Source organism: Chloracidobacterium sp., assembly GCA_025057975.1.
Classification (GTDB): Bacteria; Acidobacteriota; Blastocatellia; order Chloracidobacteriales; family Chloracidobacteriaceae; genus Chloracidobacterium.
In genome coordinates this window covers 251,254-264,738 of the sequence record JANWUV010000001.1, presented here as the reverse complement: position 1 = coordinate 264,738, position 13,485 = coordinate 251,254, and the positions used below count along the sequence as shown (strand labels likewise).

Here is a 13,485-nt window from a genome sequence, read left to right as displayed (position 1 = left end):
TCCGAGACGCCGTTGAGCAGCGCAGTACGCCGGGATTGTAGGGCAGAAGTCGCTCTAAGTCAGGTGAAAAGCAAGGCGCGCTGCACAGACAGCACACGCCTGCAAAGGGCTGCCCTTCCTGCCGAACGTTTTGACGAATATATGTCTATCGCGGGCACAGCGGTTACCCCTTTCCTCTGGCAGAGCAGACCGCTAGCTTGCACGTGTCTTGCCCGCGAGCGAGCGCGTCAGGCAGACTCAACGAAATACCTGGATCCAAAGTGCCTGTTGAGGGAGACTGATTATCCATTGTGCCGGCGTCTTGGTTGTCCTCCCTACGTTCCGTCTTGGCGCGTTTTCCGGAGCAGCGCTTGCTCGTGCTTGGCGACGCCATTGCGGATGAGTTCGTCCATGGCACGATTGCCCGCGTTTCGCGGGAAGCGCCGGTTTTGATTCTACGACACGAGTTTACAGAGACCCTTCCGGGCGGTGCCGCCAACGCCGCTGCCAACGCCGCCGCGCTGGGCGTCGCCGTCACGTGGATCGGCGTCATTGGGCGCGACCGTCCGGGACGGCGCGTCCTGACTGACTTACGGCGGCGCGGCGTCCACACCGGCGCGGCCGTCGTCCTGCCAGGACGGCTGACGCCGACTAAAACGCGCGTCTTAGCTGGCCTACCCAACGCCGCCCGTCAGCAAGTCATTCGACTCGACCGCGAAGACACAACGCCTTTGCCGTCGGCGGTCGCAGAGACGTTGGCGGCGCGCATTCGGGCGGTTTTGCCGGAGGTGACCGGAGTTGCGTTGTCGGATTATGGCTACGGCAGCACGCCTCCCGAAGTCATTGCACTGCTTCAGGCGTGGCGGCGTGAGACAGGCTTGCCCGTTGTCGCTGATTCCCGTCGCCGGTTGGCCGATTTTCGCGGGCTGACGGCGGCGACGCCAAATCAGGAGGAAGCCGAGCAACTCGCCGGAACAACCTTCCGGCATCTTGACGACGCAAGCTACCATGCGGAACAGCTGCGGCTTCGGCTGGCGCTAGACGCCCTGCTTCTGACGCGCGGTTCTGAGGGGATGACCTTGGCTCGGCGGGACGCCGCGCCGGTGTCTATTCCCGTCTATGGGGGACGGACGCCGGTGGATGTAACGGGAGCGGGCGACACCGTACTGGTCGCCTTTACCGCGGCGCTCGCCGCCGGGGCCGACTGGGAAGCCGCCATGCGCTTGGCGAACGTCGCCGCCGGGCTGGTCGTGATGAAGCGCGGCACGGCGACGGTTTCCGCCGCCGAAATCGAGGCGGCGCTCATGCTGGAAAATGATTCGTGACGCCAATCGGGTATGACATTTCCACTACCTACGGCTTTCGCCATTCGCAACGTTGTTGTTCAACCGCCGCTTGTCCTTGCGCCGATGGCCGGCGTGACGGATTCGGCGTTCCGTGGCCTTATCAAGCGGCTAGGCGGCGTCGGCTTGATTGTGACGGAGTTCATCAGCGTTGAAGGGCTAACGCGCGGCAATCTCAAAACGCACAAAATGATGAAGTTTACCGCCGACGAACGCCCTATCTCGATTCAGTTCTTCGGTGCTGATCCACAACGCATGGCCGACGCGGCGGAGATTGCCCAGGAGGCCGGAGCTGACATTGTGGATGTCAACTGCGGCTGCCCGGCGAAGAAAGTCGTTGGCCGCGGCGCTGGATCGTCGCTCCTGCGTGATTTGCCGCACTTGGCGGTCATTCTGCGCGAGATGCGGCGGCGCATCACAATCCCGCTGACCATCAAGATTCGGACCGGCTGGGACGACAACTCCATCGTCGCCGTTGAAGTCGGCAAGCTTGCCGAGGATTGCGGCGTCGAGGCGATCGCCATTCACGGGCGGACGCGCATGCAAGGGTACAGCGGTTGGGCCAACTGGGACATCATCGCGCAGGTCAAGCAAGCGGTTTCCATTCCCGTCATCGGCTGTGGCGATGTTCGCCAGCCGGCTGACGCCATCCGACGTTTCCGTGAAACGGGTGTGGACGGCGTGATGATTGGACGCGGCGCGATGGCCAACCCGTGGATTTTCCGGCAGACGACCGAAATCATGCGCGGCGAAATGCCCTATCGCCCGACGCTCTATGACAAGCGGGACCTGTTGCTGGAGTATTTCAACCTCATGCTGGGCGAGTGCCCGACAGAAACCGCCGCTATGGGGAAAGTCAAGCAACTGTGCGCGCAGTTCACAAAAGGACTGCCGGGCGGGGCTGTGTTCCGTACCCAGGTCTTTCACGCACAGACCCGTACTGAACTGACTGACCGCATCGTGGACTACTTTACGCGGATGGCCGAACGCGAAGCGGCTGGAGAAGTATTGCCCGAACCGGAGGAAGCGCCGCTTGAAAGCTTGCCGGACGACGTTTGCCAAGCGGTCGCCGTCGGCGCATAAAGCCGTTTTTTATGGTGTTTGTGCGCCGGCTTGGGGCGGGCGGCGACGCCTTCACGCCGGCGCAGCAGGGGCGGCCTCCACGCGGTGGGAAGCGAGCCGGTGTTGTTTCACGCCAATCGCTGACGCTCAACCATCAGACAGCGATCTACAACGACCCGCAGCCCAGCATCGCGTGCCCGCTGCACGCTCGGATGCACCACGCCTAGTTGAAGCCAGAGCGCCTTGGCGCCCTTGGCAATTGCCGCCTCGACAATCGGCGGCACGTCTTCCGACCGCCGAAACACATTCACAAGGTCAATCTCTCCGGGAACGGCGGCTAAATCAGGATAACTCGGCCGCCCAAACACCTCTGTCTCCATTGGATTGACCGGTACGATGTCGTAGCCCCACGCCAGCATAAACCGGCTCACGCCATAGCTGGCGCGATCCGGCTTCGACGACAAACCGACGACGGCAATTCGCCGACAGTGCTCCAGAATCCATGCAATGTCGTCCGTCCGCTGAAAATCGGCGACGGAAAAGTCAACCGCCACGCCGTCACCCCCGCATCAAAAAATTGCGCGAAGAAAAAACCTCTCGCTTGCCCCGGCGCATCTGCACTGGCAAACCTGCGGTGGGCGTAAAATGCGCCGGTGGGCTAGAATGCTACGATAGCACGTCGTCGCGCCTAACGCGGGGTACACTGTGCGACGCACCTCCTAGACGGGGGACTTTCACATGGCACGTCTTCTAGGACGCCTCTTGTTCGTTGGGCTGCTGTTGGCGCTGGTCGGCGGCGCTTCCATTACACCGGCCGCCGGGCAGATTAGTTGGGGACGCGGCAAGGAAAGAAAGCCGATGTTGCCTAACCCCTACACGTTCAACGTACCGCGTGACACCCTGCTGGAAGCCGTCAAACAAGTCCTTAGCGACCGCGAATTGGTGATTGATGAGAAACTCAGCGCCGAAAAGCCCGGCCGTCTCGTGACCAAGCCCGTTGTTTTTACGCGCGGCGCGTTGACCTCCGGGGCGAATCTGGAGTTCATTGCACGGCGGCCCGGCGGGGCGAACTTTACTTGGGTGCGCGGGCGGTATGCGCTCGAAATTGAAGCCCTGCCGCTTGATCCCCAGCGGACGCGCCTGACGGTTTATGCGCGCATTGAAGGCGAGTACCAAACCGAGACGGGCGGCGTCTGGGTCGAATGTCCCTCACGCGGCGTCAAGGAAAATGAAATCCTTGAAGCCATCATCAAACACCTAAACGGCGAATCCTGATGTTTCCTCTTGTCCAACTTGCGCTCGGCCGGCTTCTGCCGGCGCTGGCCGTCAACTGGTGGTTTGTTGGCGGCGTCGCACTGGTGGCCATTTTTATCCTCCTCGCCGTGGCGCTGTTGTGGTTCGCCCTGCGTCAGCTCCGATCCACACCAGACACTCGTGATGTCGGCGATGATGGGTTGCTTGGTCTGGTCGCCTCCGACCCGTTTGCGCCTGCACAACCGGCGGCGCTTGAACCTGTCCGCGCCGAGACGCCGGCGCCAGGCGTCGCGCCGGTCACCCCCCTAGAGCGCGGGTTGGCAGTTGAGATTCGCCCGCGTGTGACGGCGGAAGACATACCGACCCTGACAACGGAGAACCTGCCGGCCTTGACGGCGGTTTCTGAACCCTTGTCTGCTGCGTTGCCCCGCGCCGAAACACCTGCGCCGGTGGTTTCTCCGTTGCTTGAAGATGCGCCTGTGCGCGCCGCCACAAACAAGTTGACGCCGCCGGAGGAAGCGCCGCCGCCTTCGACGACGACCGGTGTTCTTTCCCCACCGGCGACGGCCAAGCTTCCTTCACCTGCGGCGTCCACCAGTCCCTTGGCGCAGGACATTCAGGAACAGCCGCCACATACTTCGCCGCTGCTTGGACGAGAAGCAACCGCACCACTGGCCACTGCGTCGCCAGCGGAAGGCGCTCGCTCGCCTGTGACCCTGCAGGAGCGTGCGCCGGTGGAAGCGCAGACCGCTAATCTGCGCGAAGCTCGCCTGACGGAGCGCCTTCCAGCGCAACGGAAGGCCTTGCGTCCGCCCCAACCGCCGCCAGCCGCCGCGCCGCTCGTTGCCGCGCCTGCCTCGGTCGCCGCCACGCCGGTTGCGCCGCCGGAATCACCGCCAGTGCAAGTTATCCCCAAAGTTGCTTCCCCTGCGCCACTGCGTCCCGCCACTGAGGTTCCGCCGCCGCGCTTCCTAGGCGACGATCGCCCGACCGGTATTGGGCGCGAGGCCGCTTGGTTGGGTGTGCTGCTTGCCCTGTTTGTCACCGTACTGGGAAGTCTCGTCGTCGTCTTCTTCCCGGCGGCACGCAACCGCCTGCTGCCGCCAAGTTGGGCCGAGCGCGTCGCTGCCCTCCCGCGCGGCCTTGGGATTGAAGCGCCTCCACCGCCGCCCATCCCAGCTAAGCAGGTTGAGGTGCGCCAGTACGCCAACACATATTCGTCCGCCCCTAAAGGCGCGACGGGGAAAATCGCTCGTACTGTCACAATCGCTGGTCGTGTCAAAAACATCTCCAACGAAAAGCTCTCTGACTTGCGGGTAGAAATTGAGCTATATCCGCGTGAGCCGGACGGCGCGCCGCCGGAGCGCCGCATCATCTATCTGACGCCCGCCACGCTTGAACCCGGACAGGAGGGGCGTTATACCCTCACTGTCGCCGACGCCGACTACCGGCAATCCTCGCTCAAGCGGATTATCACTGGCGACGGAAAGGACCTGAAGGAGGTTCCGGCGGTTTTTATTCCGGGAACGCTTGAGCCGCCCGCCGAAGTCCCGGCGAAAACGGCGCCGGCTCAATCTCCGACACCATCGCGCCGCCGACCAAACGCATGATGGATTTTCTGAAGTACCTGCTCGACCTCGTTCTGCACCTCGACAAGCACCTCAATGCGCTGGGCGGTCAGCTTGGCGGGGGGCTTTACGTCCTATTGTTTCTGGTGATTTTTTGTGAGACGGGCTTGGTGGTGACGCCGTTCCTACCAGGCGACTCACTACTGTTCGCCATCGGCGCGCTGGCGGCGACGCCAACCAGCGTCCTTAACGTCCATCTGGTTGTCGTCGTTTTGAGCATTGCGGCGATCCTAGGCGATACGGTCAACTACTGGATCGGGAAAAAAGTCGGCCCGGCGGTGTTTCGCAGCGATACTTCGCGTTTGTTTGACCGCCGCCACCTTGACCGGACAGCGCGGTTCTACGCCAAGTACGGCGCAAAAACGATTATTATTGCGCGGTTTGTCCCTATTGTGCGCACCTTTGCCCCGTTCGTCGCTGGCATCGGCGCCATGCACTACCCACGATTCCTGACGTACAACATCATCGGCGGCGTGCTGTGGATTACCTCGATGACTTACGCCGGTTACGCCTTTGGTAACATTCCGTTTGTAAGGAAAAACTTTTCTCTGGTTGTGCTGGGCATCATCTTTGTATCGCTGCTGCCGGCCGTCATCGAGGCGTTGCGTGAACGGTTCGGGGCGCGTCCGCCAGCGGAAACCTCCCCTGCCGTAGCTCCTCTGGCGGCCCCGGAAAAACTACCGTGAGTGAAACCATGGTCTGGATTTTGCCTCGCCTCTCACGGAGGGGTTGGTTAGTTTGTGCCTTCAACTGCCTCTGTGCCCTAAGCATCGCTGCCTGCGGCGGCAAGATGCCGGACGCGCCGGCGCCCCAGCCGGCGGCGAGTGCGTCCGACGCTAAGCGAAAGCCCCGCGTAGCGCTGCTGAGTCCCGGTCCGATTAGCGACGACGGTTGGAATGCCTTTGGCTATGACGCGCTCAAAATCATTGAGAAGGAACTTGGCTGCGAAGTACGGCAGCAACAGGTCAATGACAGCCCGGCCGACCGGGAGCAAGGCTTCCGCGCCTTTGCGCAGGAAGGGTTTGACGTGATTATTGGCCACGGCGGCGAATTCACCGATCAAGCGCTGACCGTTGCGCGCGACTTCCCCAACACGACATTTGTCGTCACAGCCGGCGACAAAGCTGCGCCGAACGTCGTTAGCGTTGTTTTTGACACCGGACAGGCTTCCTACCTGGCCGGTGCCATCGCCGGGACGCTCTCCAAAACCGGACGTGCTGGTGCGATTGGCGGACAAAACATTCCGGCCTCGGCGCGCAACTTGTACGCTTTTCGGAACGGGGCGCACGCCGTCAACCCCAAGATGGAAGTCTCTATTGCCTTTATCGGCAGCTGGACGGACACCGCTGCCGCTCGTCAGCAGGCGTTGGCGATGATTGACAAGGGCGCGGACTTTCTCATTCACGACTGCGATGCAGCGGCGGCCGGTGTTTTCCAAGCTGTCAAGGAGCGGAACATCCGCGCCTTCGGTATGCAGAAGGACCAGTCGCATCTGGCGCCCGACCACATCATCGGCAGTCCGACAAGCAATCCGCGTGGGTTGGCTGAAGTCGTCCGTCGGATTTTACAGAAAGAGCAAAAGGGCGAAGTCGTCCATCTGGGCATCAAGGACAACGCCGTCGGATTCGCCGTCAAAAAGGGCGTCATCCCAAAAGAGCTTGAAAGCAAGCTCAACGCGCTGACGCTTGCCATCCAGAAGGGCGAAATTGACGTGTTCAAGGAACAACCCTGAGCGCCGTGGCAACGTGGGAGCTGCACGACATTGCCAAGCGGTACGGCCACGTCCGGGCGCTCGACGGCGTATCGCTGGTCATCAAGCCGGGGCGGATTCACGGCCTGCTGGGTGAAAACGGCGCCGGCAAGTCCACGCTGATGAACATCTTGTTCGGCGCTACGCGCCCTGACCGCGGACGCATTGCACGCGACGGACAGTGGATGATGTTTGCTTCTTCACGCGACGCCATTGCCGCCGGTGTCGGTCTTGTGCATCAACACTTTCATCTAGTGGAGAGTTTCACGATCCGTGAAAACGTCTTACTCGGCGATGTGCGGCCAGATGAGGCGCGGCTTCGCGCCGCCGCCGCGCGGTTGGGTTTGGCCGACAGTCTCAACACAGTGGTGGGTCGGTTGCCGGTGGGCGTTCGGCAGCGGGTGGAAATTCTCAAGGCGCTCTACCGGCAAGCGACGCTCCTGCTGCTTGATGAGCCGACAGCGGCGCTGACGCCGCCCGAAGTGGAGACGTTATTTGCCTTCGTACGGGAACTGCGCGCGGCCGGCGCAAGCGTTGTGTTCATCACCCACAAGCTGCGCGAGGCGCTGGAGCTTTGTGACACGATCACGGTGCTTCGGCAGGGGCGCGTCACGGCGACGTACGGCGCAGCAGAGGCGACACCCGACGACTTGGCGGCGGCGATGGTCGGCGGGCGGGCGGCAGAGCCGGCTACCGAGCTGGCGGCCGCACCCGGCGACGAGATTCGGTTGCGGGTCGAAAGCTTGGTGGTTGAAAGCGACGCTGGCCCCGGCGTCCGGGGCGCATCCTTTGAGGTTCGCGCCGGAGAAATCTTCGGCGTCGCCGGTGTGGACGGCAACGGTCAAACCGAGTTGGCTGAGGCGTTGGTCGGGTTGCGCTCGGCCAGCGGGCGGGTTTGGCTGGACAATGCGCTGGCACCGACCGGCCGGCGGGCGCGCATGGCGGCGGGGCTGCACTACATTCCGTCCGACCGCCGCCGCGCCGGACTGGCGCTTCATCTGTCGGTGGCGGAGAACGCCATTTTGGGGGATGAAACGTCTCCGGCATGGCGAAGATGGGGGTGGCGACTCGACGGACGCGCCATCCAAAGGCATGCGGCGGCGCTGACTGAGCGGTTCGCCATTCGCGCGCCCGGCGCGTCGTCCCCCGTCGCGGCGCTTTCCGGCGGCAATCAACAAAAACTGCTGGCGGCGCGTGAACTGGCGCGGCGGCCGCGCGTTTTGGTGGCGGTCAATCCGACGTGGGGTGTGGACATCGCTGCTGTCGCGGCTATTCACCGCGCCTTGCGCGCCGCCTGCGCGGAAGGCTTGAGTCTGGTTTTGATTTCGAATGAGCTGGATGAAATCCTCAGCTTGTCCCATCGCTTTGTCGTCATCCACAGGGGGCGCTTGTCGTGTGCGCTGACGCCGGACGCGCCGCTGACGCTGATTGGCCGTCTCATGGCCGGCGATGGCCCAACGTGGGAGCGGTATGGCGCGACTGTCTGAGGCGTTGCGTGCTGCAGCGTTGTCGGCGGCGGCCGTCCTGATGGCGCTGGCGGCCGGGGCCGTCGTCCTGCGGATGGCGGGTTATGCGCCGCTGCCGGCGCTGTGGGTTATGGCGAAAGCGGCGTTCGGCGGACGATTCGCTGTGGCGGATACCTTGGTCAAGGCGACGCCGCTGGCGTTGTGCGGCGTTGGGGTGGCGCTGGCTTTTCGCGGCGGGCAGTTCAACATCGGCGCGGAGGGACAGATGCTGCTGGGCGCGCTGGCGGCGGTTGTTCTGGGTTTGCAGTTTGACTCCGGGTGGGCGATTGGACCGGTTCTGCTGGGCGCGGCGGCGGCGGGCGGCGTGTGGGCGTGGTTGGCCGCATGGCTGAAAACGGCGCGCGGCGTCAGCGAAGTGATTTCGACGCTCATGCTCAACTTCATTGCGTTCTGGTTGGTGAGCTGGTTGGTTCATGGGCCGTTGCAGGAAGCGGCGAAAAGCTACCCACAGACGGACATGGTGGCCGCAGCCGTGCGGCTGGGACGCTGGTTGCCGCCGACGCGCTTGCACACAGGTGTCTTCGTAGCGGTCGCTGCGGCGCTGGTCGGCTACGCTTGGTTGTTTCTCACGCCGACCGGACTCCAGCTGCGGGTTCTGGGAGAAAGCCCGCAGGCGGCGTGGACAGCCGGGATTGACCCGGACCGAACAGCCCGGCTGGCGTTGACCATCAGCGGCGCCTGCGCAGGGCTGGCGGGCGGAGTTGAGGTGTTGGGCGTCAGCCACCGACTGTACGAACAGTTTTCGCCGGGCTACGGCTATATGGCGATTGCTGTGGCGTTGTTGGCGCGGCAGCATCCGCTCGGCGTCCTACCGGCGGCCGTCTGTTTTGGAGCCTTGGAGGTCGGCGCGGCGGGTCTTCAGCGCGCCGTCGGCGTCTCAGCGGGGCTGGCGGGCGTCGTGGAGGCGTTTGTGATGCTGGCGGTGGTACTGGTCGGCGGCCGACGCAACGAACAGACGTGATGCGCGCCCAACAAGGACGCCAGGGGCGGACGGACCGACTTGTGCGCATATTCGCCCGTCGTGGTCGTCTTCTCGGAATTCGTCACATCCCCGGCGGCGTAGACGACCGCCGCCGAACCAACTCATCCATCCACGTAAAAATGTCGGGCAGCGCGTCGGGAACGACCAGCAAGTGTTCAGCCTCGTAGAGCTTGAACGTCGTCGGCGTCTCCTGTGCGCGGAGGCGTTCAGCAAGTTGTTCCGAGCCGGGACGCGAGAAATCCTTGGTTCCGGCGGCGACAAACGTCGGCAGCGTCTTGAGCGCCCCGGTCGCTCCCGGTGCGCGCCCAGAAATCGGCGCAATGCCGGCCAAACGATCGGCGTACTTGGTCGCCACCACCAAGGTCGTCACCGCGCCTAGCGAGTGACCGACGATGAAAATTTGCTTGGCTTTTGGGGCCAGCCGCGCTGGAAGCCGCTCGATGACGGGGCCGTAGTCGTCCAGCGGACTCGTCACACGCGGACAAGCCGCCGCCCACCCGCGCGCCCGGCACAGACGCACAAGCTCCCCGTCGCCGTAGCCGTCAAAGAACATATTTTCGCTGCCGCCTGCGCCGTGAAAGGCGATGACCAGCACCGGCGCATCGGGGTTCGCCCACGCTCGCACCGGGAGCGTCCCCTTCGCCGTCGGCAGGCTCACCAGCGCTTCGCCCGTCAGGTTGGTCAGCGTTGAACGCGGCGGGGTTGCACGCAGCGCCGCCGCAAGTCGCTCTGCATCGCGGAGCAGGCCGGCGGCGGCGAGGTCGGTTTCGAGCGGCGGTTTTTCGCGCAGCGCCTTGAGCAGGTTCAACCACATCGTGAGGGTGGCGCGCTCGATGTCGAATGTGTCCGGCGCAAGCGACTTGGTAATAGACGCGACAGCCGTCTCCAGCGCCGCCAAGCGGCGGTCAAGGTCGCGGGCGCGACTCAACCCGATGCGCCATGTATGCCGCGTCGGGTTATCGGGCGTCCCCACCGTGACCTCCAACGCCGTGTCCACATCCTGATCCTGCGCAGCCGGTTCGCAGGCGACGCGCACGCGGTGCGGCAGCGGCGTCGCGGCCGTTAGTTGTACGGTCGTCACCGCCTTGCCCAACGCCAGCCGCAGCGTCAGATTGGGACGCGGCATGTTGACTTCATAGAGCGCCGCAATCGTCACATCGAGCATGGATTCGCGCCGGTCAATCAACGCGCGCGCCGGCGTCACGGACAGCGCCGCCGCCCAGCGGTCGGCCGCATCCGGCGTTTGGCCGCGCAGCGCGGCGGTTGTCTCGTCCAGCGACTGGGCGACGATGCCAGTGTTGCCTGAAAAGAAGCCAAGTACGGCCGTTTGGACGCGCGGGATGGCGGCGGCTCGCCGGTCGGCGTCGCGGCAGGCCATCCAGGCGCGTTCAAGGGCGCGCGTCCGCCGGCCAAGTTCGTAGCGTCCCTCGGCAAAGCGGATGGGTCCGGCGGGCGACGGCGCAGGTTGTCCGGCCGATGACGGCGATTGTCCGAAGACGAACGCGCCGGTCAAAGACAGCGCGACAGTGAAGGAAACGGCGAGCGACTTCATCGAAAAAGCATTGCCTACGTGGAGCTGCCGGCCGGGTCAGCGGCTTTGACGGCGGCGACCATGGCGCGGCGCGAGTCAGCGGCGAAACGCTTCTGAAACAGGCGCGTAACCGGACAGGCCAGTTGCGCCAGCGGATGCGCCGGACGCGAAAACGCCAAGATGTCGTAGCACACTTCGTCGTCGGCTGCATCCCATTCAATCAGAAAACGCTCCTCGCCGGATTCCACGTGCGCCGGCAGCGTACCGTAGCCAAAGCCGAACCGCCGTTCTTCGGCGACGACGTACACGATGCGGCAGGCGTTGAGCGACCAGAACCCGAAGTGCCACGGAACGACGGCGACGACACGCCCGACTTCAAGCGGCGTATCTGTGTAGTATAGGCGCAGCCATGGCATGGCGAACATTGTCCACCGGCGCATGGCGGCGACAGCGCGCTCAAAAACTACGCGCCCGTAGCCGAGACTGATGCGCGTCCGGTCAACGGTGTACCCCGCCGGCAGCGCAACGGCGTCGCGCGTCGCGCCCTCTCCTTCGTACGTGACAGGCAGCGCCGCCTGCGCGGCCAGAAAGGCGTCTACTTGCTCCGGTGTTGGTTCAGTGAAGCAAAAAATCTTGGCGCACGCCATGTCGCACTGTGTTTTTCAGTCCCTATCTTCACAGGTTAGAAACTCCTCTGAGGTTTTTCTTCTCTAGATGTTCCAGCGATGATGGTAATCGCGTCGCAGCGAAAGGCGTGCGCCAGTGCTTGGCATGAACCGGCCGCACAACCCACAGAACTGTTTTCGCCCGGCGCGCGCCAACGGCTCAATGCGCCCTTGAGTTGCGCGCCTTGACGGGCTATCGTGAAAAACTTCATCCACTTGGCGCTTGTTGTGCGACCAACGCCGTCGTCCCACGCGCCGCCCGCCGTAACCGGAATTGAACGAGGTACTTTGCTGTGGATAAGGAAATCGCCGACCTTGAAAAAGCCCTTGAACGCATCTGGGCTATTGCTCGCGACTTTGGGCTGGACCCGTTTCCGGTCAACTTCGAGATTGTTCCGGCGACGGTCATGTATGAAATCGGCTCGTACGCCCTGCCGGGACGCTTCTCGCACTGGACGTTTGGCAAGGCTTACCACCGGATGAAAACCATGTACGACTTCGGTTTGTCCCGCATCTACGAAGTCGTTATCAATACGAATCCAGCCTACGGGTTTCTGCTTGAAACCAACTCGCTGCTTCAGAACAAGCTCGTCATGGCGCACGTGTTGGGACACGTGGACTTTTTCAAAAACAACGCCTACTTCGCCCGCACCAACCGCCGGATGGTGGACGAAGTCAACCTGCATGCGGCGCGCATTGAAGAGTACGAGTTCAAGTACGGACGCAAAACCGTCGAAGCCTTCCTCGACGCTGTACTCTCGATTGAAGAGCATATTGATCCTAACTTCTTTATCCGCAAGGAACGCGACCTGCCGCCTGCCCCGGCCAAGAAACCGGCGTCGGGTAAGCAAGATCCGTTTGAGGACATTCTCCGAATGGGTGAAAAGCCGGCGGCTGACCTGACTCCGACCCCGCAGCGGAAACCTGGCGAGCCGGTCTATCCTGAAAAAGACCTTGTTTGGTTCATTGCAACCTATTCGCCGGCGCTCGAAGAGTGGCAGCGCGACGTGATGATGATGATTCACGACGAAATGCTGTACTTCGTCCCCCAGATGCAGACAAAGATTATGAACGAAGGCTGGGCGAGCTACTGGCATGCGCGTATTATGCGCGAATTGTGCGAGGGCACAGATGAGTTCATCGAGTTCGCCGAACTGCACGCTTCGGTCGTCTCGCCGCATAAGGGACAGCTCAACCCGTACTACTTAGGCTACAAAATCTTTGAGGACATCGAGCGTCGCTGGGACGACCCGACGCCCGAAGAGCGGGAAGTCTATGGTCGCCCCGGCGGGCAGGGACGCGAGAAAATCTTCGAGGTCCGCGAAGTGGACAACGACGTGTCGTTCCTGCGCAATTATCTCACCAAGGAACTTGTCGAAGAACTTGACCTCTACGTGTACGAGCTGGTGGACGAGGAAGAATGGACGATCACCGATAAGCAGTGGGAGCGTGTTCGTGACCAGTTAGTGGCGAACATGACTAACTTCGGCTTCCCCTACATTGAGGTGACAGATGGCGACTACAACCGCAATCGTGAACTCTACCTGACGCACCGGTTTGAAGGCGCGGAGTTGGATTTGAAGTACGCCCGCAAAGTGCTGGAATACATCTACCAACTGTGGGGACGGCCGGTTCACCTTGAAACGCGCGTGGACAATGACGCGCTCGTGCTGCACTACGACGGCAGCAGCCACAATGAAGACTAGCAACTAGACCACCGCTCTCAGCCGCCAAGTCGGCCTGACGCGCCAAGCTTGAATCACTG

Annotated in this window: 12 protein-coding genes; 9 read left to right on the top strand and 3 right to left on the bottom strand. The window is 62.8% G+C overall.

Annotated features, from left to right (window positions below):
• Positions 1-326 precede the first annotated feature (326 nt).
• Together NZ585_01090 and dusB are read left to right on the top strand one after the other, a co-directional pair.
• Complete coding sequence (locus NZ585_01090) at positions 327-1,304, top strand: PfkB family carbohydrate kinase (GenBank protein MCS7078632.1); 978 nt, start codon at positions 327-329, stop codon at positions 1,302-1,304.
• Between the two features lie 12 nt (positions 1,305-1,316).
• A complete protein-coding gene (dusB, locus tag NZ585_01085) occupies positions 1,317-2,405 on the top strand; it encodes a tRNA dihydrouridine synthase DusB (protein MCS7078631.1) in 1,089 nt (362 codons plus the stop codon).
• Positions 2,406-2,512: 107 nt separating this feature from the next.
• On the opposite strand, the gene NZ585_01080 is transcribed toward dusB, so the two are convergent.
• Complete coding sequence (locus tag NZ585_01080; protein MCS7078630.1) at positions 2,513-2,938, bottom strand: CoA-binding protein; 426 nt, start codon at positions 2,936-2,938, stop codon at positions 2,513-2,515.
• Between the two features lie 184 nt (positions 2,939-3,122).
• On the opposite strand from NZ585_01080, the gene NZ585_01075 reads away from it, so the two are divergent.
• The 6 genes from NZ585_01075 (at position 3,123) to NZ585_01050 (ending at position 9,503) form a co-directional block, all read left to right on the top strand.
• Positions 3,123-3,659 carry a hypothetical protein gene (locus NZ585_01075; GenBank protein ID MCS7078629.1) on the top strand — a complete coding sequence of 179 codons (537 nt, stop codon included), beginning with the start codon at positions 3,123-3,125 and terminating at the stop codon, positions 3,657-3,659.
• Positions 3,659-5,248: a hypothetical protein gene (locus NZ585_01070; GenBank protein ID MCS7078628.1), complete on the top strand. Its 1,590-nt coding sequence runs from the start codon at positions 3,659-3,661 to the stop codon at positions 5,246-5,248. The genes NZ585_01075 and NZ585_01070 overlap by 1 nt, the downstream gene beginning before the upstream one ends.
• Positions 5,245-5,952 carry a DedA family protein gene (locus NZ585_01065; protein MCS7078627.1) on the top strand — a complete coding sequence of 236 codons (708 nt, stop codon included), beginning with the start codon at positions 5,245-5,247 and terminating at the stop codon, positions 5,950-5,952. Before NZ585_01070 ends, NZ585_01065 begins: the two co-directional genes overlap by 4 nt.
• A gap of 104 nt (positions 5,953-6,056) precedes the next feature.
• Positions 6,057-6,998, top strand: coding sequence for a BMP family protein (locus tag NZ585_01060; protein MCS7078626.1), 942 nt, complete (start codon positions 6,057-6,059; stop codon positions 6,996-6,998).
• Between the two features lie 5 nt (positions 6,999-7,003).
• Positions 7,004-8,503 carry an ABC transporter ATP-binding protein gene (locus NZ585_01055; GenBank protein ID MCS7078625.1) on the top strand — a complete coding sequence of 500 codons (1,500 nt, stop codon included), beginning with the start codon at positions 7,004-7,006 and terminating at the stop codon, positions 8,501-8,503.
• Complete coding sequence (locus NZ585_01050; GenBank protein ID MCS7078624.1) at positions 8,487-9,503, top strand: ABC transporter permease; 1,017 nt, start codon at positions 8,487-8,489, stop codon at positions 9,501-9,503. Before NZ585_01055 ends, NZ585_01050 begins: the two co-directional genes overlap by 17 nt.
• Positions 9,504-9,585: 82 nt before the next feature.
• On the opposite strand, the gene NZ585_01045 is transcribed toward NZ585_01050, so the two are convergent.
• Both NZ585_01045 and NZ585_01040 read right to left on the bottom strand, forming a co-directional pair.
• Positions 9,586-11,076 carry a hypothetical protein gene (locus tag NZ585_01045; protein ID MCS7078623.1) on the bottom strand — a complete coding sequence of 497 codons (1,491 nt, stop codon included), beginning with the start codon at positions 11,074-11,076 and terminating at the stop codon, positions 9,586-9,588.
• A gap of 14 nt (positions 11,077-11,090) precedes the next feature.
• The gene (locus NZ585_01040; GenBank protein ID MCS7078622.1) at positions 11,091-11,702 is read right to left on the bottom strand and encodes a DUF1990 domain-containing protein; all 612 of its coding nucleotides are present in this window, start codon (positions 11,700-11,702) and stop codon (positions 11,091-11,093) included.
• Positions 11,703-12,013: 311 nt separating this feature from the next.
• Between NZ585_01040 and NZ585_01035 the strand changes: the two genes are divergently transcribed.
• Positions 12,014-13,426 (top strand): SpoVR family protein, encoded by a 1,413-nt coding sequence (locus NZ585_01035; GenBank protein ID MCS7078621.1) that lies wholly within the window; start codon positions 12,014-12,016, stop codon positions 13,424-13,426.
• Positions 13,427-13,485 lie beyond the last annotated feature (59 nt).

Bases quoted from the DNA above. Each gene is read 5' to 3' on its own strand.
- dusB (MCS7078631.1), top strand. From the start codon at position 1,317: ATGACATTTCCACTACCTACGGCTTTCGCCATTCGCAACGTTGTTGTT.
- NZ585_01075 (MCS7078629.1), top strand. From the start codon at position 3,123: ATGGCACGTCTTCTAGGACGCCTCTTGTTCGTTGGGCTGCTGTTGGCG.
- NZ585_01070 (MCS7078628.1), top strand. From the start codon at position 3,659: ATGTTTCCTCTTGTCCAACTTGCGCTCGGCCGGCTTCTGCCGGCGCTG.
- NZ585_01065 (MCS7078627.1), top strand. From the start codon at position 5,245: ATGATGGATTTTCTGAAGTACCTGCTCGACCTCGTTCTGCACCTCGAC.
- NZ585_01060 (MCS7078626.1), top strand. From the start codon at position 6,057: ATGCCGGACGCGCCGGCGCCCCAGCCGGCGGCGAGTGCGTCCGACGCT.
- NZ585_01050 (MCS7078624.1), top strand. From the start codon at position 8,487: ATGGCGCGACTGTCTGAGGCGTTGCGTGCTGCAGCGTTGTCGGCGGCG.
- NZ585_01045 (MCS7078623.1), bottom strand. From the start codon at position 11,076: ATGAAGTCGCTCGCCGTTTCCTTCACTGTCGCGCTGTCTTTGACCGGC.
- NZ585_01040 (MCS7078622.1), bottom strand. From the start codon at position 11,702: ATGGCGTGCGCCAAGATTTTTTGCTTCACTGAACCAACACCGGAGCAA.